Below are 26,199 nucleotides of genomic sequence, written 5' to 3'. Positions count from 1 at the left end.
ATTTTGTGAGCTATGGTTGATTTAAAAAGAGAGTATGTTGATGCCTGCGTTAGAAATAATTACAAAGAAACTAACTCTCAGCTGAGTGCTCTCCAGGCCATTGAGTCGGTCATTAATTCAATAATTGAGAGACAAACTTTTTGGGGCAGACTTACTGTCGACAAGCCACGGTCTTTGTATGTCTATGGTCCGTCTGGACGCGGAAAAACTTTTTTGATGGACTTGGTGTATGAGCATTTTTTATTACCTGATAAAAGAAGGTTGCATTTTCATGAGTTTATGAGAAGCGTACAGGATTATCTGGGGCGTAATAGCCAAGACAATGATCCTATATCTGCAATGATTAAATCCTTAGACTATCGGTATCTATTCTTAGATGAGTTTTATGTTTCTGATATTGCTGATGCCATGATACTCGGACGACTTTTAATGAAGTTTGATGAAAGAGATATCTTTATTATGACAACCAGCAATTTTGCAATTTCTCAGCTATACATTGACGGTCTTCGTAGAGATAGTTTTATGGGCACTATTGATTGGATGCATGAGCACTATATTTCTGTAAGTATGGAAGAGGATGTAGATTTTCGTCGTGAACATAAAACATCCGCTAATAGCAGATTTTTTTCACCTCATACTGCGAAATCTGAAGCGTATTTTGAGGAATTTTTTATTGATAAAAATGAAGGTAAAATTGAGATAAATGGAAGACATATTTCATACTACCGCATAGCTGACAGCAGTATTTGGTTTACCTATGGTAGTATTTGTAATACAAGCAGAAGTTTCAGGGATTATTTACTATTATCAGAAATGTTTTCTACTTTTATAATATCCCATATTCCTGAGTTTAACGAATTTTCGTTAACCCACCTTCGTAGATTTACTTTTTTAATAGACGTATTGTATGACCGCCACAGGAGGCTTTTTATTTCTTCTAGTTTTCCATTAGAGAAATGGGATTATCAAGGTAAATTTTCTGATCAATTTGCAAGAACTGTTAGTCGTCTCTTTGAGATGAGGGATAACTTGTTCTAGATATTTTGCCAGATATATATCTGGGACTAGACATACGAATAAGATAATGGCAGTTATATGTTATTTGCTCGCTACAATTGCAGACTACGTAGCCTCTTGGGTCGTGCTATGCTGTACATATATTTGTGCTAAAGCAAGTTTTTTAATGTTATTAACAAGAAAGTTTTTGCATAATGTGTTGTACTATCCTCTTGTTTGTTTTTGTATTATTCTTTCATAGTGATTACCATCGATAGTGGCAGAGCCATTTTTTAGAGATCTTGTCTATTGATTCTATACACCCATGATATGGTGCGCATACGAAATTGTATATTTTACATACTGCTAGATTGTTCTCCATGCGTATATGCATGCACAAAAGGTTGAACTAAGAATAAGCTAGACTTTGCCCGTTTTTTCGTAGACCATTTATTGTAAAATAACTAGATTAATTAAGGTATGACCGGATTCCTATTAAGCAGGTATGTATCTGTGCTTGTTGTTTGGGTAGTGCGAGTTATTTCATTGATTGTTTTAAATTATAGTGACAGTAATGTTCTAGTAAAAGATAATTTTAATTGTGAGTTGAGATGATTATTTGTAACGTTGGTTTATGCAGCGGTTTTATAACCGAGATGGCCGATATTGGTGATTTGTTTGATCCAGTTCCAGTTCTTGGTCCCGTTCCAGCTCCCATCCCTGATCCCGTTCCCGTTCTTGAGCCCGACCCCGATCCCGTTCTTGATCCTGATCATGATCTCGGTCCCCCACCTTTGAATAATGCTGTTTTTAGGAATCTTTTCTTTTTTTCAATGCTTCTAGCTATGGGTTCAACTGCTATGACCGCTTTTATTGTGTATGAATATGGTCCGCATAGCCCAGATTTAAGTACCATGAGAACAATATCTTATTTTCTCCTTTTTTTCGCTGCTGTAATGCTCTCGCTCTGATGGTTTTCATGATTTTTGAGTCTTTGCTTTATATGTAGAGCAAAAGGGTATCCAATATCTACAGCAATTGCTGCAGATATTAGCTGAGGATTAAAATTATTGGCATACTTGAGGGAGTGTGTTTTGTTGATATAGCGCGTGGTAATTTATTTTTCTTTTTCCCTCTATCCCTCTCTAATAATTTCTCAGTTTAGCATGTGGTTTGTTTTATTAGTATATTTGCCTGCGACCATTTTTTATTTGTTGTAACATGTGTTTTTTATACATTTATGCATGTTGTTTTTGCCGTAGTCTGCTTCGCGCAGTACTTCTAACAGTTTTTTCTGAACATACTTGGTAACAAGTATAATGTGCTCTAATACCATAGACTACGTTTTTGATATGCAATAGGATGTGGTATGTAGTAACAAAAATTTTGTGTTCCTACTCTCTGTGGGATTAACTTGTTTATTTGAAGCATTAATCCATTAATAACTTTGGCACTCAACTGTTGAGCAATTATTGTATTTTTTATAGAGAAAATTACATGTTGCGATGTTACATTTTGATGCGATAGTTTTTTTGCTCTGTGGGATGTTTAATTAGAAAAAGAACAGGAATGGCTATAACAGGAGCGGCCATTTCCTTACTCTGTTTCGTATGTGATCTTTGTTTTTACCGAAACATTTTTGTTTGTTGTAAAATTTTAAAGAGTAATGAATCTTCAAGCAGTGGTGAGTAGTAAAGTTGGGAAAAATTTTAATAAAAGTTAATAATTGCAAACATATTTTATGTATAGGTGTTATCCTTAACACTAAGAAGTATATAATAATTGCTGAATATAGTGATTAGAATAATTAGTTGATGGAGAATTCTCCTTCCTATGTATGGTCTCGTGTGGAGTGGGAAGGATATGAGTTATAACCCTGTCCTTTTTTATCATTACCACAAGAAGCCAAACTAAATATTCTGCTACTCTGTTTTCTTGCTACAGATTGGGTGTTGGGTGTATTTTGTTTGGCAGTGGGAGGAGGTTATTTGATTGCTTGTTTTCGGTAGTGATTGTGGTAATAATTACTGATTATAGTAATAATAAAGTGACATTTTAGTACAATAATTTTAATTGCGAATTGGTAATAATATGTTTATTTCGGGATCTGCTTTGTGTCTATGCGGTGGTCTAGGACCTCGTGTAGATGGTTTTGATGCCTTGTTAGATGGTGAGTTGGATTTTGCAGATCCTGGTGCTGCTGCTGCTGCCGATCCTGATGGTGCTTGGTGTTGTTGCTGCTGCTGATCCCGATGGTGCTGCTGATCCAGTTGTCCTTCCGGATCAAGGTGACTTTGTTTTATTTTTGCTGATATCGTCTGCGACTTTATATGTTGCTGGTGTACTCCTTCGGTTGGATGGTCTCCCAAGTCTTGTTTTCCAATTTGGAACTTCTTTAATTGTTTGTGGGTTGTTGTGTTTTTTGGTACTGGTTCGTGTGCTACTTTTTGGCCGTAAACAACTAGATTAGTGCCTGGTTTATGGTGGTATGACTAATTTGTAGTGCGGTTATGCACTCTTTCTTGTCATGCGTATTTGTCGGTTGCTGGCCAAGGTGGTTTTGTAGTTTCTCTAATTGATATTTGATCTATGTATTAAGATATTAAATAACTAATTACAAATAAGTTCTAACAATAATTAGAATATAACTTGTACGGATAATATAACATACGGGTAAGGATAAATTTATCAGAGGTGCATTTGGGACATGCACATTGCCAGCAGATGAACAAAAAATAACGAGAGGCCTGGTTCTTGGGGTCTTACGTAAGATATTTATTATGTAAGGAACGCGCATTATAGGTGGCACGTCAATGTTTGTCAGATGATTTTAGGTTTATGGTATATATTATAAACAAATTTTAAGTACTGCTAATACCGAAGTTTTAAGTTATATTTATTTTCACTTTTATTAAGACGGTGTATGACATGTTTTATGAATGGCCAAGTTAATAGTTGCTGTATATTATATGTTTAACTTATTAGGTTTAAGTATTCGTAGTCAGTGCCTTTGGCATAAAGTTATCTAGGTATTGACCCATACTTGTGAAAATTTTAGAGAAAATTACATATATACAAGAACGATATTTTTTATGAGGTATTTAATTAAAAAAAGAGCAGTGGTGGTAATTTTTTTACTGTTGTGATTTTTATTTTTTTATGGAGGAATTTTTTTGTTTGTTATAAGGAGAGACTCTTGTAGAAAATGATTAATCCTAGAATAGCAGTTGTAAATTGTAAATAAATGTAAAGAATTTTGATAGATATAATCATTAACTGCAAACACAATATTTTATGTATTGTATAGTTGATGTTTTTATCACTAAAGAGTGTGCTAATTGCTATTCAATATGTTGTCTAATAATTGGCAGAAAAGCCTCCTATGTCCCTTATCCCCTGCGTCTTCTTTCCGGATTCTTGGCGATGGGCGGTTAATTAATAAAAAATAATTTTTAATTAGCTAACTATAATCCTGACAGTTAGTCTGTGCTCCTGACGCTTCTATTCTATATTTTTTTATCACGAATTAGGTAGTATATTGTAATTCTAATATTGTTGTTATGTTTGTAGTGTTGGTTGCTTATTGATTTTGTTTAGTAGTGCAGCAGCAAGTTGTTTGATTTCTTATTTTAGGTTATGGCTATAGTGTGTAAATAACATCTTTGGATCTTTGGTATAACGCTTCTAATTATGAGTCGATTAATAATATGATTATTTTGGGTGGTGGTTTGTATCTACGCGGTGGTTTCGCCAGATATAGGTGATCTAGGTGGTCTTGTTTTCTCTGATGATCTTGAACCTGTTCCTTTTGTTTTTAGAGATTTTAGGGAAGTTATCCGCTGTGGCCGAATTTAGGCTCCTTGTAGGCCCGAATCGTTTTATTTTAATTTTTCTATAGCGTTGTCTACGGTTTTGTTAGGGTGTTTTCTGTCTGTTTCATACTCTGTGTTAGGTAATGCTGGGTCGTATATTGAAGTTTATTTGTCATTTGTATTTGATAGTGCTATCCTTTTTATAGCACTTTATCCTATTATTAGAGACGGCTGATGTTGATGGTTTGTTAGGTGCGAATCTGTTAAGGGTCTTGTTTCTCAGTTGCTTCTATTGTCTTAGAGTGGAAAGAGGTTTTATTTTGTCTTCACTGGCGTTATTATTGGTTGTAGTGTCGGTTGTCCTACTGATTTTTATCCTCTCGGTTTTTCATTTATCTAGGTGATATTTCTTCTTTAGATATTTCTTTATTTATTATGTTATGTGATAGTTGTGTTGGTGCCTAATATATAGTGACATATCTAATTTGTAGTACTGGTTGATTATTTCCTATTTCGGCTTACATACGTGTTTGCTATTTGCATTGCTGACCGTGCTTATATCTTATTTTCATAAGCGGATGATGTGTTGAATAGAAATTAATCCAGTTTAGATGCGTGCTTGACGTATCTTGCGTGGTTATTACTGCTTGTGTATTTGTGTTAATAAATCTAATTACAGATGAATTATAACGATAATTAAAATATAATTTGCATTTTCTTAAGTAATGTAACATGCACAACGTGCCAATAAAAATAAATTTGTCATCGGTGTATGTATTGTAAATAAAAACCTAATGAGAAATACTATGCTTAGTACAAGTTTTAGTTGAGTAAAATGCGTTGTTTTTACGGTGGCGTTTATGGTACTAATAATTATAAAGAAGAATATCATTCCATAATATCTAATACTAGTTAGTGCATACTTATTTTACTAATTAAATGCAAGCGTTTATTGTGCTATCTGTATATATCCAACAAAATATTTTGTAATGTAATGTTATAATCTGATTCGTTTTTGCAGATTTCTTGCTCTAAAAAAACCAGGTAAGTTGCAACTTGGTTTCTTTTGTCACTTTAAATAGATACATATTTATGATTATTGTTTTACTTTATTAATTAATGAGAGAGTGATTTTTTTTATTTACTTTTATTGGTCGTGTGTCATACCGATAATGTTAATGTTTCGTGTTTTAATTGTGAGCTAATATGGTTATTTGCAGAGTTTTTTTAAATATATGCGGTAGTTAATCTTGATGATTTTATTGTGGCGTTCCTGATCTTTTGCTTTCTAATAATGTAATTTTTAGAAATTTTTTCTTTTTTTTAATATTTATAGATATAATGTCAATTGATATGGCTGTTAAATTTGTTTTATATACGAGTACGAGTTTTGTTACATATAAATATGGTCTACAAAAACCAGGTTTAAATACCATGAATACTGCGATTTTCAATTAAGTTTATTATTACTTTCATTAAGATAGTAATGATAGTGTGTTACCGTTAGCTATCTACATAGTTGTAGTGGGCTATCTCTTTATAACGTTTGCTATAACTTTTTTTTGAGCACTGAGCATGTTGTTCATTAAACTAGTAATAGTTGACCAATACAGTAACTAATGATTAGTATAAAAGTACCTTGTGTCTATGTGTAATTCTTATTAGATGTGAAATTGCACCCCTGGACTTTGTTTTGTTATAAAAGAATCAAGCTAAATGTACTTCTAGTACTGGTTTTTTTGCTATTGTGTTATTGCTGTTTTAGATGTGGTATTTGTTTTTGAGGGTGGTACAACGGTTGTGACTATAATAATAGCGTTTTAGTTAATAATTTAATCGTTGATTGGTTGATGATAGTATGTTTAGGATGTCGATGAACCTGCCGATGTTTCTTGCTACTCTTGATATTGCCGATCCTGATAATTTTGCTCTTTTTGATAGAAGTGATATTATTTTATTTTTGATATCATTATTTATAGTTGTAGCAGCAACTTCTTCGATTGTTAGATTACTTGTGTTGGGTGATCATCTGGATTTTTATCCTGCGATTTTTTAGGTTATCGAGGCGGCATCATTTTTTTTATACCTTATTGTACTCTACTCCGTGATACGTATATTGTTAGCTAGTTGTAGTGATATATTTTATATTTAATTTGTAGTATTGGTTTGGTGGGATCTTGTTTCTGCCTTGTTGTACGTATTTGCCAATAGGCAGCTGATCGTATTTACATTTTTTGTAATCAAATAGTCCTGCGTTGAAATTAACATAGATTTAGATGTGTGCCTAGTTTACCTTGTGTGGTTATGGGTATCTATTAGAGATTTTTTGTAAATTTGACTATATATCACTACCAACGAGTTATGCTACTATTTTGCGTCGTGATAATTTTGCAATTGCACTAATTGGTATCGTATTTGTGTGATATTAGATAATAACTCTACCGATTCTTATCTTGCTGGTTCTTCTATTATCGAGGCATGACTTATTTTGATGCCTCTTTGCTTTTTGTTATGTTTTGATCTGTGATAGTTAGGTTGCTGCTTGATTATAGGGATATATGTAATTTTTGTGGCATTGGTGGGGGGTATTTTTGTTGTGCATATTTCCCAGTTGATAACTGGTCTCGTTTAAAAATTAACACAGCTCTGGGTGCATGCTGTATTTTGTAGTTGCAACTCTTTGTAAATTTGGCTGCATATTGCTCCCAACGTTTTATTCAGTTGATATTGTTTGTAATTACAATAGGATTGGTAGGTAGTGTATTGAGTTTGCCCGGTACACTAGGAGTAGATTCCAGTTAGTAAAGTGCTGCAAGATAGTGACAAGTATTTTGTGTTTTTACTCTCTATAAGTTTAGCTTGTTAGTTTGAAACGTTCTTCTTTAATTAATGCTTGTAATATAGGATTGATGAGTAATTTTTGTAGGTATTGTAGAGAAATTAAATATTACGATAATACGTTTTTTTATATTAGGTAGTGGTAAATTATTCACAGTAATTAGTAGTTAATAAAGAGGTATATAATTCACATACTATATCTAACTCAACATTTACATTGTACACTGCGGTGTGGTTGTGAGTGCTATAAAAAGAGCGGACTAAGACCTCGCAACCATAGTTTTATTGTTGTATCTAGGTTGTGGATTATTGATTTTCTTCTTGGTAGTGCAAGGGTTGGCTGTTTGATTTCTTATTTTAGATTGTGACTGCAATAGTAATAAATAACATGTTCAGCATAATAATTTTAGTTATGGGTTGGTGGTAGTATGTTTACTTTGTGTGCTGCTTTGTGTCTGTGTGGTGGTTTTGAGCCTGTACCTGATGTAGGTGATCTTGCTGCTTTGTTGGAAGTTGGTGATCCTAATGATTTTGTTTTCCCTGATGATGATGATGATCTTGTTTTCCCTGATGATGATGATCTTGTTTTCCCTGATGATGATCCTGTTGTGGCTGATAATCCTGTTATAGCTGGTAATCCTTTTGGGCTGCGTCGATATGGGTTTATTTTGTTTTCTCTGTCAGTGTTGTTGGTTTCAGCTGCAATTTCTTCGTTTTCTTTGTTATATATGTCAAATTCTTATTGGGATGAGCATCTTCTGAATTCTGCTCTTTTCGAGTTGGCGTTGTCTGCTTGTATGTTGGTTTATTTGTTATATCATGTCCTGTAAATCGTTCCCAACGCGCCCTGCAGTTATTTTGTTCTCTATGATGGTTTTAGTTGAGCTGATTTTGTATTCAATTTATGAGTTAATTACAAATAAGTCTCTGTGGGGATTTTTTGCGTAAAGTTAATTGTTTTCGCTACGGTGATGAAATTAATTTCTAAATAATTATTCTGCAAATATACTTTTTAGTGTTGCTGCTTACCATACTTACTATTTAAGTGTAAAGTGTTTGCCCATGTTTAGATAAATATTTTATAATAGATGGTTATAATAATAAAAAACTAACACTACCTGCCTATAATCTGTTCTGTATAAGAGTTTTGTTACATATAAATATGATCTATAAAACCCAGATTTAACTACTACGAATACTGAGATTTTTAATCAGGTTTATTGTTACTTCTATTAAGATAGTAGTGACAGTATTTGTTACGAATAACTGCGATCATGGTTGCCGTGGGTTATTTCTTGTAATGTTTACTATAACTTTTTTATGAGCACTGAGTATGTTATTCATTAAACTAATAATAGTTGACCAATACAGCAAGCAATGATTGGTAGGAAAGTATCCTGTGTCTATGTACAATTCTTAGAGATGTGAAATTACTCCGACATTTTTTTGTTATTGTTATAAAAGAATCAAGCTAAGTGCACTTCCAGTGCTGGTTTTATTACTGTTGCTGTTTTGATGTTATTGTTTCAGATGTGATGTTTTTTTATTGGTAGTACGATGGTTGTGACTATAATAATAACATTATTAGTTAATAATTTAGTTGTTGATTGGTGATAACATGTTTATTTTGGGGTCTGATTTATGTCTATCTGGTGGATTCGAGCTTGGTGTAGGCAATCTTGGTGATTTGTTGGATGTTGACGAACCTGATGATCTTGTTGATCCTCTTGATATTGACGATCTTGCTGCTCCTCTTAATATTGCCGATCTTGATGCCCCTCTTGATATTGATGATCTTGCTGCTCCTATTGATCTAAGTAAGATTATTTTATTTTCTCTAGCATTATTTATGGCCGCAGTATCAGTTTCTTCTATTGTTGGATTACTTATTTTGGCTGATCCTCCGTATTTTTATCTTTCGATTTCTTCGATTGTCGGGGCGGCATCATATGTTTTGGTGTCTATTTGTTTATTGTATTCTGATCTGTGATAGTTATATTGTTGGCTAATTGTAGTGATTATTTTATATTTAATTTTTTGCTTTGTTGTACGTATTTGCTAATTGGTAGCTAATTGTGGTTACATTTTTGTAAGCAAGTAGTCCTGAGCTTAAATTAATGTAGCCTTGTATTTGTACCTAGTGTATTTCGTGCTTATGACTTTGTTGTCAATTATTAAGAGATTTGACTATAGATCATGTCAATGTGTTATGCGATCGTTTTGAGCTGTAGCTGTGATAATTTTGTAATTATGCTAATTGGTATTCTGTTTGTGTGCTTAATAAATATAATTGGAAATCGGTTATAATGATGGTTGGTGTGGTCAGCATAACATAAGAATAAAAATAAACTTGGCAAGTACATTTGGGATATGAGCATTCCTAATGGATGAACAAAAAATGGGAAGTGAGTAAGGTTTTTATCTTGGGCGTTATATTTATATGGTAACAGGATTCTTCTCATAAGAGAATTTTACTATCTATGTGTATTTTAAAGCTTAATTAACAACGATGGGCTCAGTACATACTTTAATTGCGCAAGGTGCGTTGTTTTTGTGTTTTCAGTGGAGTTGGTGGCACCAGGGTTAATTTTAAAAATATCATTCTGTAAATAAAAAAACTCTCTAGTTATTGTTTAATATTTGCTCTTTAAATGCAAAGATTTATTGTCCTATTTACCTATGTTTGACAAAATATAAGTGTAGTGTCTAGCATACTAATAGTAGATTCTAGTTAATCAAGTCAAAATAATGACAAACCAAACATTTTGTGTTCTTACTATCTATGGATTTAATTTGTTTATTTGAAACATTATTTATCAATGCTTTTGTCATAAAATATCTGTGTTATTGTCGCATATCTTGTAGATAAAATTACATATTGCGATATTATATTTTTATATGAGAGTTATGAGAAATTTAGTAAAAAATAATGATTTTTTACTGTATCTGTGATCTTTGTTTTTATGTAAATCATTTCCTGTTTGTTGTAAGTGATAGTGAATATTCAAATAGCAGTGATAGCTTGTAAAAGATTTTAATAAAAGCAGTAATTGCAACATATTTTATGTATTAATGCTTATTTTTTTACCACTAAAATAATGGTTAACCGATACATTAGCTGTTAATTGGTATACAGGTCTCCTACATTTGCTATGTGCTATGCTTGCCTAGAATCGTTAGCGGTATGAAATTACAATTCAGTTCTTCTTTTATCGTAAAATAAGCTAAACTTAGGCGCTTTGCGATTCTGGTTTTATTGTTGAGGGTGAGATATTTGTTGCTTATGGTTTTTTTATTCGGTAGAGCAATAAGGAGTTATTTGATTGCTTGTTTTATACTACTATAATAACTATTACATTTTAGCGTAGTACTATGATGGTAGGTAGTAGGTTTTAATTTTGTACTGTTAATAGTATCTTTATTTAGGTGCTGGTTCGTATCTGTGCGGCGGCTTTAGAGCTGATCCTTACACACAGATGATCTTAAGGTTTAAAATTACACCAGCCTGTTCCTGAGTGAAGAGAGATTTTTAATTTTTCTGGCATTATTTTTGTCTGCTGTAGCAATTTATTAGAATATTATGTTATTTGTGTCGGATGATTATTCTGATTTTTATCTTGGTATTTATTCGTTTGTAGCGGGTGTGTTGTCTTTTTTGATATTGATTTCCTTATTTGTTATTTAGTTATAGTCTTATCTAATTATGGGGGCATATCTAATTTGTAATACTGATTGGTGTGCTGTTGTTTTGGCTCTGTCATGCGTGCTTTCCAGTTGCTAGAGCTGATCGTGTTCTTTTCGTAAGAAAAATAATATTGCATCTAGATTAAATATAACTTTAGATGAGTGTTAGATATATCTGTTTTGCTATACGATAGTTTTGTAATTGTGCTGATTGATATCCAACTTGTGTAGTGAAAGATTAATAAATCTAATTGCAAGCAGATTATGGCAATAATTAAACTATAGCTGACTATGTTATTAACCTATATACGGTTAATTTATTGGTTTGTAACATTTGTCATTAATGTTTTTGGCATTAAATACTCTAGTTTTATCATAGTGATTATTGTAGAGCTTTTAGAGAAAACTACATACTATGATAATACTATATTTTTTATATGGAAGGTTGTATGTAAGGTTTAATTAAAATAATAGGAACAACAATTTCTTTGCTGTGCGTGGTATTTTTGTTTTTATGGAGGTGTTTTTTTGTTTGGTGCAAAGAGAATTTAATTATTTAAATAATAGTGATAAATTAGGAAAATTTTAGTAAAAGCAGTAACTTTCAACATATTTAATACATCAAGTGATATTTTTATCGATAAATATTGTATAATAATGCATACAATGTAGTAACTTAATAATTGGTAGAAAATTTCCTACCTACATACAATGCCCACTGGTTTTTATTATTACTTAGAGCCATTCTTTTGTCATGAAAATATATGAGACTAAGTGTTTTGCAATTACAATTGTATCTCTGTAGGTGTGGTGTTGGGTGCTTGTTGATTTTTTTGGGTAGTGCAAGGGGTAGTTGTTTGATTGATTATTTTCTTTCTATTTATATTGTTACTGTATCGACAATAAATGATGTTAAACTAATTTTAGTTGAGAGTTGATTTATAATACGTTTATTTTGGTTTCTGGTATGTATCTATGTGTAGGTGGGCCTGGTGATTTGTGAGATGATACTTGCTCTTGTTGCCGCCGCTACTACTGTTCCTGCTGTTGCTTTTATAGGTCTCGGTAATTCTATTATACTTTCGCTTTCGTTACTTTTGGCTATATTAGGGTTTTCTTCATGTGTTGAATTCATCATCTTAAATGAACTTACTGATTTTTACTCTATGGCATCTGTGGTGATTGCGTAGATGTCTTCTTTTTTGATCGTGTTCTATTTGTTGCCTACTACTATGTGATGTTTGGATTGATTATTGATTACAGGGATATGTTTAATTTATAGCATTTATTGATATGCTCTTGTTTGTAATTTGACTTGTTTTTTTGTAGATAGTTTAACTAAACTCTAAAAATAAGACTGGTTAAGTTGGGGCTTAATTGTTTTTGTTGAGTTAAATAAGTACATATTTATGATCATTGTTTTAGTTTTATTTGTGGCGTTAATTTATGCCTATGTAGTAGAGCCTGCGTGGTGGATCTTATGTTTGAAATAGTCAGTCTTGGTGATTTGACGAAATTTAAGTACTACTAATATTGATATTGTAACTTTAAGTTGAGTTTGTTGTTACTTCTATTGTGATCTTTGTTATGTGTGGGATGTTGGGCGCTGTTCTTAGTAGTGTAATATGGAGTTTTTTGGTTGCTTGTTTTCTATTATGATTGTGGTAACAGTAAATATAAATAGCGTTTTAGTATAATGACTTTAGTTATGAGTTGATGGTAATATGCTTATTTTGGGTGCTGGTTTGTGTTTATGTGGTGGTTTTGATCCTGATATAGGTGACCTTGATGGTTTTGCTATTGCTGATGATCTTGCTGCCGTTGATGATGGTTTTGCTGCAGCTGATGATGATTTTGCTGCAGCTGATGATGATTTTGCTGCAGCTGATGATGATTTTGCTGCAGTGGATGATGGTCTGGTTGCAGTTGGTGATGATTTTGCTGCAGTTGATGATGATCTTGTTGTTTATGGGCGAAGTGAGGTTATTTTATTTTCTATAGCATTATTTTTGGTTGCAGTGGGGGTTTTTTCGATTGTAAGATTTCGTATGTCTGATGATTCTCCGGATTCTCCGATTGTTAGGTTTCGTGTGTCTGATGATGATCCTCCTAACCTTTTACTTATTTTTTCTTCGATGATATCATCTCTTTTGATATTGCTTTATTTGTTGTCTGCTGCTACGGATAGTTAGGTTGTTGCTTAATGTATGGTGGTAGGTATATCAAATTATTAGTGACAATAGCATCTTGATTGTGACTTAGTATTATTATTTGTGGTGTTGGTTCATGTTTGTGTTATAGGTTTTTTTCTGAGATAGTCAATCTTGATGATTTGTTCGATCCTGATCATTTTACTCTGTATAGTTTTATTCCTTTAATGCTTATAGATATAGTTAGTTTCAACTGCTCTATGGATGTTAAACTTGTTATATACGAGCATGATACCTGCAAAGCTTAGACTTAAGTACTATGAATAATACCGTAATCCTCAATTATATTTTTTATTGAGATGATATATGACTTTATACTATTATGTTGTGAATAATTAAGCTCATAATTACTGTGAGTTATTTATTACAACATTTTCTCTTTTTTTTTGAGCAGTTATTCATCTGAATAATATCAGATATTATGTAAGTGTAATAAGAGTAGGTAATAGTTAGTCAAGTAGAGCAAGATAATGACAAATACTTTGTGTTCTTATTTTATTATACTCTATGCTTGTCTTGTTCGTTTGCAACATTAATTATTAATTATTTTGGCCCAAAACTGTTGGGTGATTATTGTAGAGCCTGTAGATAAGATTACATATTGCAATACTATATTTTTTTTACGAGAGCTCTATGAGAGATTTAATTAAAAGAATGGGAATAGCAATTTTTTTATTGTATCTATAATTTTTTTAGTTAAGGTATTTTTTGTTTGTTGGAAGAGTAGTTAATCTTCAGATAGTAGTGATAAATTGTAAAACTTTTAATAAAAGTAGTAATTGCAATCATATTTTATGTGTAAGTGTTATTATTTTAGAACTAAAAATGTATGATAATGGTCCGATATCTACAACTAGTGATTGGTAGAAAAATATCCTTATCTATGTAAGACTTCTTGCGGTGTAGGAGTTACAACTCTTACCTTTGTTTTAGAGTCATCATAAAAAAATAAACTAAATTTCTCTATGAGTATCTCTTACGGTTCGTTATTTCTGTTTCTGATTTTTGGGCAATAATAAACAACCTTTTAGTATAATAATTTTAATTGAGGGTTGGCAGTACTGTATTTATTTTAGGGGTTGGTTTGTGTATATGAAGTGGTTTTGAGCTTCAGGGTGATCTTGATGGTTTGTTGGGTGCTGATCCTAATGATCTTATTGTAGCCGGTGATACTGATGTAGATGATGATCATGTTGTTTTAGATCAACAAGTTGAGTTTGTTTTAGTTTGGCTGATATAATTTATTGCCGTAGTGTCAATTTCTTCGATTATTAGATTCCTTATCTCGGATAATGATTCTCCGGATTTTTATGTTGCTGGTTCTTCGACTATCTGGGCGGTATCATTTGTTTTGATAGTGCTTTGTTTATTATATTCTGCTCTGTGATGTTTAGGTTGTTGGCTAATTTGGAGGTGTATATCTATTGTAGGTATATATCTCTAATCTAATTTGTGGTGTTTGTTGGCGTATTTTAGTCTTGTTTGAGAGCATTTTTAATTTGGTAGCTGACATTGGTTTATTTTTTGGCAGGAGAATAATGCTGCATTAAAATTAACGTAGCTTTGGGTACGTACTTAGTGTGCTTTGTGTAGTTGCAACTTCTTGGAAATTTGATTGTAGGTTGCTTGTAACTTATTACGCAATTCATGTTGTTCACCGAGGGAATATCGGAAATTATGTCTGTAAGTCAAATAACATTAGTTGGTGGCGCGTTAAGTATAGTGTCTACTATGATAATAGTAGCTCCTATGATCAAGGGGTGCAAGGATAGTGAGAAACATTTTATGTCCTTACTTCCTATGTCTTTAACTTGTTCATTTGAAACATTCTTTTCTTTATTAATGCTTACTGGTATAAAATTATTGAGTGATTCTTGTAGTGCTTGTAGAAAAAATTTCATATTACGATATTATATCTTTTATATGAGTGATTTAATGGAAAGAAAGGGAATAGCGATTAGTAATGATAGATTGAAAAATCTTCTTATTACTAAGAAATTTATTTATAATAATGTGTCCAATGCGGCAACTAGCCAATAATTGGTAGAAAAGTCTCCTATCTACGTATAATCCCTAGTGGTGTGAAGTTAATTTGGCCCTTCTCTTTTACCGCAGAGAGATCCAGACTAAGTATCCCACAATTTTGATTTTTATTGCTACGCTCTACGTATAGATTGTTAGGTGCTTACTAGTTTTTTATTCGGTAGTGCAAGGCGGAAGGTGTTTGATTGCTTGTTTTAGATTATTACTATAGTAATATGAATAGCGTTTTAGTTTTAGTATGACTAATTTTAATTGTAGGTTGGAATAGTATGTTTATTTTGGGCTCTGATCTATGTCTGTGCGGTGGTTTCGAGCTTCATGTAGGTGAGCTTGATGATTTGTTAGGTGATCCTGTTCTTGCTGCTGCTCATCCTCTTGTTGCTCCTGCTCCTGATGCTGCTCCTGCTCCTGCTCCTGATGCTGCTCCTGCTCCTGATGCTGCTCCTGATGCTGCTCCTGCTCCTGCTCTTGATGATGCTCCTGCTCCTGATGATGCTCCTGCTCCTGATGATGCTGCCCATCCTCTTGTTGCTGCTCCTGCTCCTTTTTTTGCGGGTCGAGGTGATTATGTTTTATTCTTGCTGCTGTCATCTATGGCTGTGATAACAACTTTTGTGGCTGCTATACTCCTTATGTCAGATAATCCACCGGATTTTTATTTTAAGGTTTCTTCGGTTGTTGCGGGGGTGTTATCTTGTTTAATATCGATTTATGTGTTACTTCCAGCTCTGTTGTAGTTAGTTTGGTGCCTAACTATAGTGATATATATAATTGTGGTACTGGTTGCTTTGCTCCTGTTTTGGCTTTGTCGTGCGTGTTTGTCGGTTGGTAGCTGGTCGTGTTTATATTTTTCGTAAACTGATAGTACTTAATTGAGCTAATTTATGTTCAGTTTGTGTCATAAAGGGTTAGTAAGTATGATTGCAAATAGGTTATGTTGATAATTGAACCATGGCTTGTGCGGGTAACTAATATGCGAATGAAAATAAGTTTGGCAGTTGCGTTTAGGACGTGCATATTGCTAGTAGATAAAGATAAACAAAAAATTTATTGATGGGGGAGATTTATATATTATGATAATAAGTATAGGTAGTAGATCGTTTCAGTCAGACTTGCTTTCATAAAGTGCATTATTTTTGCGACGATGTTGATGGTACTTAAATTGATTCTAAAAACATTAAAACCTGTAGTAACTCATATAAAATGATTCTAAATAATTTATTACCTATAAAAATTACTACCTATGTAGCAAGTAATAAATGATTATTACTTGCCTAACTATGAAAACATACAAATTAAGTAGCTGCAAAGCACATGGTATCTACATCTTTTTTATTTGCATTGCTTATATTTTATAAAAACAAAGAAGTTTGTACTTGTCTATGTAAATTATTACATGGACAGGCGGTATCATGATATCGCTACAAGACGTGGTGATGTATGCTTACATAGAATAAAGCTAATTTGCTTAATTGCTAATTTATGAAATGTGTATGTAGTTGTTGCCTTGATTTATTTATCTACTGTCTATAAGTGGGTTGTTAATGATGTGTATAATTACTAGAAAGATATTCTTTATTTTTTCTCACAGAAGCTGGTATGTTGCTGTATAAATATTTAATTGATAGTGGACTCTCAGCTGTAGTGACCAACAATTAAGTATTGAATGATCTCCTGCATGATATGAGTATTTTATGTTAGGAGTATTTCATGTTAGGAGTATTTCATGTTATCTCATATTGTTACAAAATAGTTCTAATCATCGTATGATACTACTGATTATGTAGTATATGACTAGTGATTGTACAGAACTGTACTAATAATTTAATTTATGATAAGCAACAGTAATTATGTATTGCATTTTTTCTTGTACAATCCTACAAAATAATATGAGTAACTAGTAGTTGATTTGTTAGCATATAGGAGTGTACACAGATATAAACTGCATATATATAGCAATACCAGCAAACTGTCCAATCTAAACAAAAAATAATAATTAATTGTGAAATAAAGCATTGTAACTTACTACGGAGGCATTTTTGTTTGTTGGAAGATAGGTTAATCTTAAGATAGTGGTGATAAATCGGAAAAGCTTTTAATAAAAATTGTAATTGCAAACATATTTTATGTGTAAGTATTATTTTTAGGAATGTATAAATACATAGTAATGACCTGATACGTATAAATAGTAATTGGTGGGAAAATTTCCTTCCTGTACCTACCTATAATACATTATGGTGAGATTTCGACTCGACCTTTTATCATAACTCATTGTCATAAAAAGATCCAAACCAAGTGTCCTCAATTATAATTTTTTTACTGTAGTTTTACTGTAGGTTAGGTTTTAGGTTTTAGGTTTTAGGTTTTAGGTTTTAGGTTTTAGGTTTTAGGTTTTAGGTTTTAGGTGTTTATTGATTTTTTTATTTAGTGATGCAATGTGTAAGTTGTTTGGTTGCTTATTTTAGATTATCACTATAGTGATCATAAATAGTGTTTTGGTATAACAATTTTTTTGTGGGTTGGTAATGTTATGTTTGTTTTGGGTGCTGGTTTATGTTTGTGTGGTGGTTTCGAGCTTCATATAGGTGATCTTGATGATTTGTTGGATGTTAACGACGCTGCTCCTGTTCGTGCTGCTCCTGTCCATGATGATCCTGTTCATGATGATCCTGTTCATGATGATCCTGTTCCTGTCTTTGTGGATCGAGGTGATTTTATTTCATTTTTGCTTCTGTCATTTATGGCTGTAGTGACAACTTCTGTGGCTGTTAGACTCATTATGTCAGATGATCCGCCGGATTTTTATTTTGAAGTTTCTTCGATTATGGGAGGGGTATTGTCTCTTTTGATATCGTGTTATGCATTATTTTATAATCTGCAATAGTCAAGTTGGTTCCTAGAGCTATAGGGATATATAATTTGTAGTGCTGTTGGTGTACTCTTGTTTTGATTTTGTTGTGCGTGTTTACAAGTTGATAGCTGGTTATTTTTTCATAAACAGATGTACTGCATTGAAATTAATTTAGCTCTAGATGTGTACTTTAAATACCTTAGGTGGTTATGGCTCTTCGGTAATTTGATCGTGAATTGTTTCCGATGTGTTACGTGATTATTTTGCGCTATGATAGTTTTGTAATTGCGCTGATTTATATACTATTTCAAATAGGTTGCAATAATAATTAAAACGTGACTTATGCTAATAATCAGCATGCGAATAAGAATAAATTTGGCAGGTTTGTTTGGGATCTGCATATCACTGCTAGATGAACAAAGAATGAGAAGAGAATCTGATTTTTTTATCTTGAGTAAGATATTTATTATGTAAAAAAGGTAAGTTTTATAACAATAAATATAGATGATAGGTTATGCTAGTCAGATAGTTTTACTATAGGTGTATGTATTGTTGGGCCTAATGGACAGCAATATGCTCAGTACGGTCCTTTTTTGCATAAAATGTATTATTTTTTGCAATGATGTTGATGGTATAGAATTAATTTTAAAAGCGTTATTCTGTAAATTATAGAACTTTGTGGTGTTGTTTTTCTCGCTATTTAAATGCAAATATTTATTGTTTTATTTTCCTATGTTTAACAAAATACTCTAAAATAGAAGATTGTGATTTTATTGATTTTTTTGTAGGTACCTTACTTTAAAATTATACTATATAAGTTGCGACTAGTGATTTATTTAATCAGTATGGTCTGTTGTTTGTAGTGTTTTTTTAAGTATATATACGGGTATTGGTTTGTTTGTATTGATGTCTTAATAGTTGATTTGTTACTTTCATATCATTTTATCCCTATGTGTCGTGTTTCTGTATAATTAGTTGCTACATAATGGGTGAGTGTAATGTATTATGTAGAAGATGATGCTGAAACTGGCTGCAATTATTAATATTTATTCCATATGTCTTTATGTACAACAATTTTTACCTCTATCAAATAAAAATTATTGTGTAATTTTCTTAAAGAGATATGGTGTTTTTACACAAACACATCCAATTGTATGGAGATAGGTGCTTTGTACGGTGCGTTTTATGCGTAACGTTGCCTATGTTTTATAAAAATAAAAACAAAGTAGTTTGCACTTGTATATGAGACATGGTGATGAATGCTTACATAGAATGTAAGCTTAATTGCTGTTTGTGAAATGTGGATATAATTGTTGCCTTTCCTTATTTATCTACTGTCTATAAGTGGGTTGTTAATGGTGTGTATAAAATATTTTTACTTACTATACAATGCTATGTTATATCACAGCTGTGAGCTGCCTCCTTTAATCTGATAATATACTTATATACCAAAGGAGCTGGTAACAATAACTATAATTTCATCGTCCGTAGGACAATCGACAATCACAGGAAGCACGCACAGTAATGAAATATTACTTCTGTGCTTACACCTGTTATAGAGTAGATTATAAACACCATAACAACCCTGTAGCAAATAAAACAAACATAAAGTATAGAAGCAAGCATGATGTAATTGACTTACTGTTGGTGTTTATACTGCTATGACCAGCGTTTTGTGCGTCAGTCTTATCTTTGTCTAATGGAACCGAAGTCCGAGGTATATTTACTAGGAAGATATTCTTTATTTTTGCTCACGGAAGCTGTTATGTTGCTGTCTAAATATTTAATTGATAGTGGATTCTCAGCTGTAATGACCAACAATTAAATATTGAATTATCGCCTGCATGATATTAGTATTTCATGTTATCTCATATTGTTACAAAATAGCTCTGATTATCGTATGATACTACTGATTATGTAGTGTATGATTATTGATTGTACATAACTGTACTAATAATTTAATTTATGTTTTAGATCTTAATTAAAAACATAAAAAAGCTTTATTGCAATTGTAATTTCGTACCTCAAAAGTATTTTATGATAGATAAGCGATTGCAGCTGCTCCTGCAAATACCGCAAGTTGGCGTCTGCTTCTATCGGCTCTTATATAACTTACCTGATAGGATTGAGATGATCCTTTAAGTGGGTTATAGTGATCATGTATCTTACGCAAATAGAAACTAACGATCCCCACGGATACAAACGTTAATGATGCCCACCAGAGTGTCAACAACCACCACTGTATAGAAAATTTATTTTTGTTAGGTACCATACATACAACAACTCCATTTTCTATGCCATGTCTTAATCTGTTCCTCATGCCATCTATAATCTTGTTATTCATGATCCTAACCTTAAGTAGTATTACTATGCAATATAAATAAAATAATTGATTAATAATACATATCTACAGCAATATAGGACTATAAAATTCACGCAATGCCAATAACATAGATAGTAATAAACTTAATCCAATTACACATAATATAAGTACCGTTATGTTACTACTAAAATAATACATTAAAGTCATAAGCGCAGCTACTAACATTAGTAAAACAGTTGTTACTATGATAGATATTAGTATCTTTCTACAAGATGCAGTCATAGAAGATCTTCTACTCATTTGAGCTATACAAACAACGTCACTATTTGCGGTAGATGCTTCTAATTCTCGAACTGCACTATCATTCCCATCCACATCGCCAGAGTTGCAACCAACGTCATCATCCAACAGTCTAACATTATCTTCTCCGTAAGGTGAACTCCAACCTGGAGTAACCAAATTAGGCATAATAGTCCTCGTACTTTAGCTACAGCTATTGCATAAAAAAGAACAGTTTGTGAATGGATTACTATACCTACAGAGGCTAAGATTAATTTTTTTGTGAACCCTATCTCTCACCACCACGTACAAGATAATACTACCTGAAGAGACAAATATAAATAGACATAAACACCATCATAATATCTCTTTAGAGTATATAAACTAAGTGTAATACCTAGTATTAACAGACAAACTAAGAACCAACTTTCTTAAATTTCCAAGATCTTAGTTGCATGTTTTGCATAAATTTTGTTTGTACTAGGTAATATTACCTTTAGTTTATTGCTCATACATAATGACTTACATAAATTTATTAGTGTTTTTACTAAAAATAACTTACATTTTTATAATGTTAATAGTTATATTTTATATGAATTAATTATAATTATTTCTTTAAGATAGATTTTAATTAGTGATATATCGTTGAAATAAATCTATACCTAATTTTATAGATGGCATCTAATATAGATTTAATGTCCTGCAGTTATTTTGTATACTATTATAAAAAGGTGATTTTTATTTGTTATTGTTTTATTGCTAGATGTCACATCCTATGTTTTTGGTTGAAACTTGATGTTATGAATTATCTTGATTAGCTAACATCTTTTGATACTCATGTTTTGATGAATTATCAAAATAAATTGCTCCTGCAAGTAAAGATATTTTTATATGCATAACATGTAATTAAAGCAAATGTTAATTCCACCTTAGATATACCTGTAGTTATGTCTCTTCCTTCTGTTGTTAGTATCAGTGCTAGTATTAATATTATTGCTACAAGTGTTACAGTCATAGCTATTAAAAGATATCTGTAGATAGTGTGATCTTCTTCGGCTCTATCACAAGTTTCATTGGTTTCACATAAATTTGTGCGTGGTTAATGTACAATCAAAATCATTTGGCCTATCCGATCCGTATTGTTAACAACTTCTGGATTAGTATTTTCCTCGTTTTTGCTTGTTATAACATGATTGTAGATAGAGTTCATCCATAAAGATCTCAACGTAGTAAAGTATGACCAACATTGTAACTCGTATTACATGTGAAAGTTAGGTGATTTTATCTGGTTCATATTTTTTATATGTGATGATATTTATTATGATTTGTATTTATTATATAGCAATTGCCACAATGGTTTGATGTCACCTTAAAAATTAAGTTTATCTATGTCTGATTATTTTACTATAAACATATACGTCTTTTGTCTATAAATATCTTACTTGACGTATAATATATGAGTACATCAAGTAGATATTTCGCAACATGTATAAACATATTTTTTTATCTATAATATTTTACGTAAAATATACAACTTAGTAAGTATACAAATGTCATTATTACAACACTAAAGTTTAGGTTTGAAAAAAATGATATGCAAGAAGTAAAAGTAAATCACTAAATAGTAAAATTAGTCACCATAATTACTTTGTTGCAAATGTACTTTGTTTTGTTACTTACTATATAATTATAATTATTTATTGTTAATTTTGCTGTTGTTTGTACTATATACAATACTGTAATAACATGTAGTTCACGTGAAATTTGTTTTTTTGAATAAGATAATAATCTAATTAGATTTCTTTATTTACATTCTATTAGGGGAAAATTTACTGGATGTTGTATTTACAAAATAGACTTAAATGCGTCCATGAATACTTGGTCTCATTGTTTGAGGGCATAGCACAAAGCATTTTTAGAAGAGATACTTGGGTTAGAGAAGAAGGTGGCGGAGGTGAGTCATGTGTATTCGAGGGCTCCAAAATTTTTGAGGGTGGAGGTATAAATTTTTCGTCGGTTTACGGACGTTTTCTTCCATCATCTGCTACTGTTTCTAGAAAGCACGTTGAGGGTCAGCAATTTTTTGCAACAGGTGTATCATCAGTATTGCATCCATGGAACCCGTATGCTCCTACTGCGCATATGAATGTTAGGTTGTTTTGTGCATACCCGTATGGCACTACTTCACCATTAGATGAGAATACATGCTCATTTGCAGATGGAGTTACTTGGTGGATAGGGGGGGGGATGGATATGACTCCTTATTACGGCTTTATGGATGATGCACGACACTTTCATTCTGTTTGTAAAAATATTCTACAGCCGTTTGGTGACCTGTATCCAAAGTTTAAAGAAAACTGCGACGGGTACTTTTTTTTAAAACATCGAAAGGAGCCTAGAGGAATAGGAGGTATATTCTTTGATGACTTTAATTGTTCTACCTTAGAATCGTCTATCGGCTTGCTTGAGGCGGTGGGGAAAGGCTTTTTTGATGCCTATGCTCCTATAGTTGAGAGGCGGCATGTGCTTCCATACTCTGATAGGGAGCGTGATTTCCAACTTTATCGACGTGGTCGTTATGCGGAGTTTAACTTACTCTGGGACCGCGGTACGGCATTTGGCTTGCAATCAGGAGGTAGGATTGAGTCGATACTAATTTCTATGCCACCATCAGTAAAGTGGAAGTACGGCTATGATATACTTCCTTCTTCACCAGAGGAAGATCTATACACTACTTTCCTGAAGCCTAGATCATGGATAGATTGAATGCAATAGAGATGTAAGTGTAACAGAAAATGTGCTACTGCTACTACTAATTTGGTAGAGATGCTTTGCCTTTGTGCACATGAAGTTAGATTGCCCGTACGTGCAGGCCCTAAAAACTTTACGAAGAACAGGAGGGGGAGTGTCCACCTTACCTTTTATTGGCGCTAGCAGGAGTGACAACTCTGAGGATCTGGAATTATGCACCGATTCATCAGATTTAGGGTGTAAAGATAATCCAGTCGAAATTGTGTCACAATCACACGATGATGAAAACGCAATAATATCACGCAGTGGGTCTTTTTGTTCTATTGGATACGATAATGGTAATGGTGGGGGTATGTACGGTATTGGTTATGCCCTAGCACAAGAATGTATAAAAAGGAACGCTCGTTCTGTACAAAGCAGAATAGTCCATCCGTGTGATAGGCAAATCACCCAGGGTGCAATGTTTGTTGCTTTGTTGGTTGCTATTCTGATATTTGCTTCCATGATTTTTTCATTATGTGTGTTTTTTGACAGTGGTGGTATTGATAAGTTTTCATCTAAAGGAATCGTAGAGTGCATTGCTTTTGTTGGTACTTTGTCTGGTATCGCATTCTCGTTGTCTGTTCTAGCCTTTCTTGCTTATGAAGAGGGTAAGTACGCAGTTAATCTACATAGATTACCCGGAACAACTTAACCCAGTTAGGGAGTATGCTTTAACTTAATTTTGTAAAAGGTTAATAAAATGAGGCTTATGGTGAATGTATTTTCATTGCGACAATGACCTAAGAACATATACCATTTCATCCTACAACGACAGCACCGTTGTTGTTAATGGTTCTGAATACATCTTTCCTGTTTGTGTCTTTTCTACATGCACTCCACTAAATTGGCCACATGATGGGGGAGGTGTGCTTACTGAAAACAGCTTCCTTTTTTTAAAAGAGTATGAGTTGGAAGTATTGCTATGGGGTACTGGCAAAGATGTATCTATTGATAATTTTGATCTTGCCAATAAGATTGTTGAGCATAAACTATTTTTTGAAATTATGCCTACACAATCTGCTTGTAGAACATTTAATATTCTTTCGTCTGAGAATCGTCGGGTGTGTGCTGTGCTTTTTCCTTAGAGTTATAATGTGGTAATGGATAATTTTATTTATTATAATACCGTTTATTCATTGGCCTTTTCTCTACTCAGTCCAGGAGGGTTATAGTGATTTTGCTTAGTTTGATATCTATTTTAATGTTGTTGTGCGGAGCTGTTTTGGGATTTTTTTTTCTCACAGGAGCTATTTTTCTGTGGGCTGTTACTATAGGATCTTTGTCTCTTTTTTTGCTTTTGTGCTTTGTTGTGGGTCTGAATTGGCTATTCTTGGTTTTTGTTTCTGCTTTTGTAGCTCTATTGTGCTCTTTTTACATAATAAGATCGCGCGCATTATCACCTGATAAAATGGATGAACTATCTAAGAGATGTTTGATGTTGCTTAATTTGTTTGTTATGGTTGTTTGTGTGTCATCTTGCATTATGGTGATGTATAATTGCCCCAGATCAGGTGGTTTATTCTTAAGGGAAGGTGTTTTTTATCCGGATTATGGGCAGTACTTTTTCAGCATGTACTGGTAAGTACTGTCCAGACACCTTATGTTTGTTTTTGTGCTGATCTAGTGTGTTAGCGGTACTTTTGTTTTTTCATACTAGATGCAATTGATTTTTAATTTAAAAAATTTTATTTTTTTGTTTGGGCTTGATTTCTGTAGAATTAGGTTCTGTTTTAGCGTTTTCATTGCTATTTTGTTGCTCTATTAATTAACTCTAACTCTATACAAGTAATTGTTTGCTTATATAATAAATTTGTTTTTATTATTGTCATTGCTTTTCATCCATTATTTAATAATGTTTTCGTTTTTGCTTCATACTATTCCTATGCTATCAAGGATAGCGGCTTTTGGATTTTTTTACCATCTTTAGAATGATTTGTATTAATTTGGTGGTTTAACCTATTGCTCTTACAGAAAGAGTTGTCATCGATTGTACATATTTACTGAAAATAGATTCAGCATTTAATGTTACCTATTGATGTCATTGGTTTCTTTAATCCCATGATGCACATTTGTAATGTAGATAATAATTTTTTTCACCATACATTATTACATGATCATTTATGCTTGTTATTATTTTAGTAATTATTAAGGTACTTGATATTTAGGATATAAGCATTATAATCTTTAGTACGTACAGAAATTTTGCAAGCAGTAGCTCCAACATGGGCCTTACATCTTTTAAAATAGAGTAGTTCTTGACGCCCTAGATGTTGCTAGTCGGATATGTAGTATGACATATAAATTAATTAAATTTAATATTTGTGTAATTATTAACTATCATTATACCCATAATAGATATCACTATTTCCT

20 protein-coding genes are annotated in these 26,199 nt (G+C 32.5%); 18 read left to right on the top strand and 2 right to left on the bottom strand.

All coding sequences use genetic code 11. The features are described 5' to 3' along the window. Positions 1 to 12 precede the first annotated feature (12 nt). From zapE to A6733_RS04380, 14 genes are all read left to right on the top strand, one after another. Positions 13 to 1,038 carry a cell division protein ZapE gene (gene zapE, locus A6733_RS04430; RefSeq protein WP_092401946.1) on the top strand — a complete coding sequence of 342 codons (1,026 nt, stop codon included), beginning with the start codon at positions 13 to 15 and terminating at the stop codon, positions 1,036 to 1,038. Positions 1,039 to 1,652: 614 nt separating this feature from the next. Beyond that, a complete protein-coding gene (locus tag A6733_RS04425) occupies positions 1,653 to 1,967 on the top strand; it encodes a hypothetical protein (protein ID WP_092401943.1) in 315 nt (104 codons plus the stop codon). A 1,120-nt stretch (positions 1,968 to 3,087) separates the two neighbouring features. Next, on the top strand, positions 3,088 to 3,243 hold the full coding sequence (locus tag A6733_RS08825) for a hypothetical protein (protein WP_176696769.1): 156 nt from the start codon (positions 3,088 to 3,090) through the stop codon (positions 3,241 to 3,243). Next, positions 3,215 to 3,466, top strand: a complete 252-nt coding sequence (locus A6733_RS04420; protein WP_092411313.1) for a hypothetical protein — start codon at positions 3,215 to 3,217, stop codon at positions 3,464 to 3,466. The genes A6733_RS08825 and A6733_RS04420 overlap by 29 nt, the downstream gene beginning before the upstream one ends. 1,250 nt (positions 3,467 to 4,716) lie before the next feature. Further along, positions 4,717 to 4,851, top strand: coding sequence for a hypothetical protein (locus tag A6733_RS09640; RefSeq protein ID WP_278183916.1), 135 nt, complete (start codon positions 4,717 to 4,719; stop codon positions 4,849 to 4,851). A gap of 1,830 nt (positions 4,852 to 6,681) precedes the next feature. Then, positions 6,682 to 6,864 carry a hypothetical protein gene (locus tag A6733_RS04415; protein ID WP_092411314.1) on the top strand — a complete coding sequence of 61 codons (183 nt, stop codon included), beginning with the start codon at positions 6,682 to 6,684 and terminating at the stop codon, positions 6,862 to 6,864. Between the two features lie 1,210 nt (positions 6,865 to 8,074). Then, positions 8,075 to 8,476: a hypothetical protein gene (locus A6733_RS04410; RefSeq protein WP_092411315.1), complete on the top strand. Its 402-nt coding sequence runs from the start codon at positions 8,075 to 8,077 to the stop codon at positions 8,474 to 8,476. Between the two features lie 788 nt (positions 8,477 to 9,264). Beyond that, positions 9,265 to 9,636 (top strand): hypothetical protein, encoded by a 372-nt coding sequence (locus A6733_RS04405; protein WP_092411316.1) that lies wholly within the window; start codon positions 9,265 to 9,267, stop codon positions 9,634 to 9,636. 2,686 nt (positions 9,637 to 12,322) lie between these two features. Then, on the top strand, positions 12,323 to 12,520 hold the full coding sequence (locus A6733_RS04400; protein WP_092411317.1) for a hypothetical protein: 198 nt from the start codon (positions 12,323 to 12,325) through the stop codon (positions 12,518 to 12,520). A gap of 534 nt (positions 12,521 to 13,054) precedes the next feature. After that, on the top strand, positions 13,055 to 13,522 hold the full coding sequence (locus tag A6733_RS04395) for a hypothetical protein (protein WP_092411318.1): 468 nt from the start codon (positions 13,055 to 13,057) through the stop codon (positions 13,520 to 13,522). Between the two features lie 1,270 nt (positions 13,523 to 14,792). Then, positions 14,793 to 14,927: a hypothetical protein gene (locus tag A6733_RS09635; protein WP_278183841.1), complete on the top strand. Its 135-nt coding sequence runs from the start codon at positions 14,793 to 14,795 to the stop codon at positions 14,925 to 14,927. Positions 14,928 to 15,217: 290 nt separating this feature from the next. Then, complete coding sequence (locus A6733_RS04390; protein WP_092460502.1) at positions 15,218 to 15,580, top strand: hypothetical protein; 363 nt, start codon at positions 15,218 to 15,220, stop codon at positions 15,578 to 15,580. Between the two features lie 272 nt (positions 15,581 to 15,852). Beyond that, positions 15,853 to 16,320 carry a hypothetical protein gene (locus A6733_RS08285; RefSeq protein ID WP_139057574.1) on the top strand — a complete coding sequence of 156 codons (468 nt, stop codon included), beginning with the start codon at positions 15,853 to 15,855 and terminating at the stop codon, positions 16,318 to 16,320. 1,793 nt (positions 16,321 to 18,113) lie between these two features. Further along, positions 18,114 to 18,467: a hypothetical protein gene (locus tag A6733_RS04380; RefSeq protein WP_092460499.1), complete on the top strand. Its 354-nt coding sequence runs from the start codon at positions 18,114 to 18,116 to the stop codon at positions 18,465 to 18,467. A gap of 2,002 nt (positions 18,468 to 20,469) precedes the next feature. Here A6733_RS04380 and A6733_RS04375 read toward each other — a convergent pair. Continuing rightward, positions 20,470 to 20,778, bottom strand: coding sequence for a hypothetical protein (locus A6733_RS04375; protein ID WP_092403569.1), 309 nt, complete (start codon positions 20,776 to 20,778; stop codon positions 20,470 to 20,472). A 63-nt stretch (positions 20,779 to 20,841) separates the two neighbouring features. Next, positions 20,842 to 21,225: a hypothetical protein gene (locus A6733_RS04370; protein ID WP_092411333.1), complete on the bottom strand. Its 384-nt coding sequence runs from the start codon at positions 21,223 to 21,225 to the stop codon at positions 20,842 to 20,844. A 1,647-nt stretch (positions 21,226 to 22,872) separates the two neighbouring features. Between A6733_RS04370 and hemF the strand changes: the two genes are divergently transcribed. The 4 genes from hemF (at position 22,873) to A6733_RS04350 (ending at position 25,411) form a co-directional block, all read left to right on the top strand. After that, on the top strand, positions 22,873 to 23,802 hold the full coding sequence (gene hemF, locus A6733_RS04365) for an oxygen-dependent coproporphyrinogen oxidase (protein WP_092402187.1): 930 nt from the start codon (positions 22,873 to 22,875) through the stop codon (positions 23,800 to 23,802). 79 nt (positions 23,803 to 23,881) lie between these two features. Continuing rightward, on the top strand, positions 23,882 to 24,481 hold the full coding sequence (locus tag A6733_RS04360; protein WP_141663100.1) for a hypothetical protein: 600 nt from the start codon (positions 23,882 to 23,884) through the stop codon (positions 24,479 to 24,481). Between the two features lie 64 nt (positions 24,482 to 24,545). Beyond that, the gene (locus tag A6733_RS04355) at positions 24,546 to 24,914 is read left to right on the top strand and encodes an Mth938-like domain-containing protein (protein ID WP_092402180.1); all 369 of its coding nucleotides are present in this window, start codon (positions 24,546 to 24,548) and stop codon (positions 24,912 to 24,914) included. 137 nt (positions 24,915 to 25,051) lie between these two features. Beyond that, positions 25,052 to 25,411: a hypothetical protein gene (locus A6733_RS04350; protein ID WP_141663450.1), complete on the top strand. Its 360-nt coding sequence runs from the start codon at positions 25,052 to 25,054 to the stop codon at positions 25,409 to 25,411. Positions 25,412 to 26,199 lie beyond the last annotated feature (788 nt).

The sequence above is a fragment of the Candidatus Ichthyocystis sparus genome (assembly GCF_900078745.1).
In the GTDB taxonomy this organism is placed as follows: Bacteria; Pseudomonadota; Gammaproteobacteria; order Burkholderiales; family 2013Ark19i; genus Ichthyocystis; species Ichthyocystis sparus.
The sequence above is the reverse complement of the archived record's forward strand: the minus strand, read 5'-3'. Positions and strand labels throughout refer to the sequence as shown.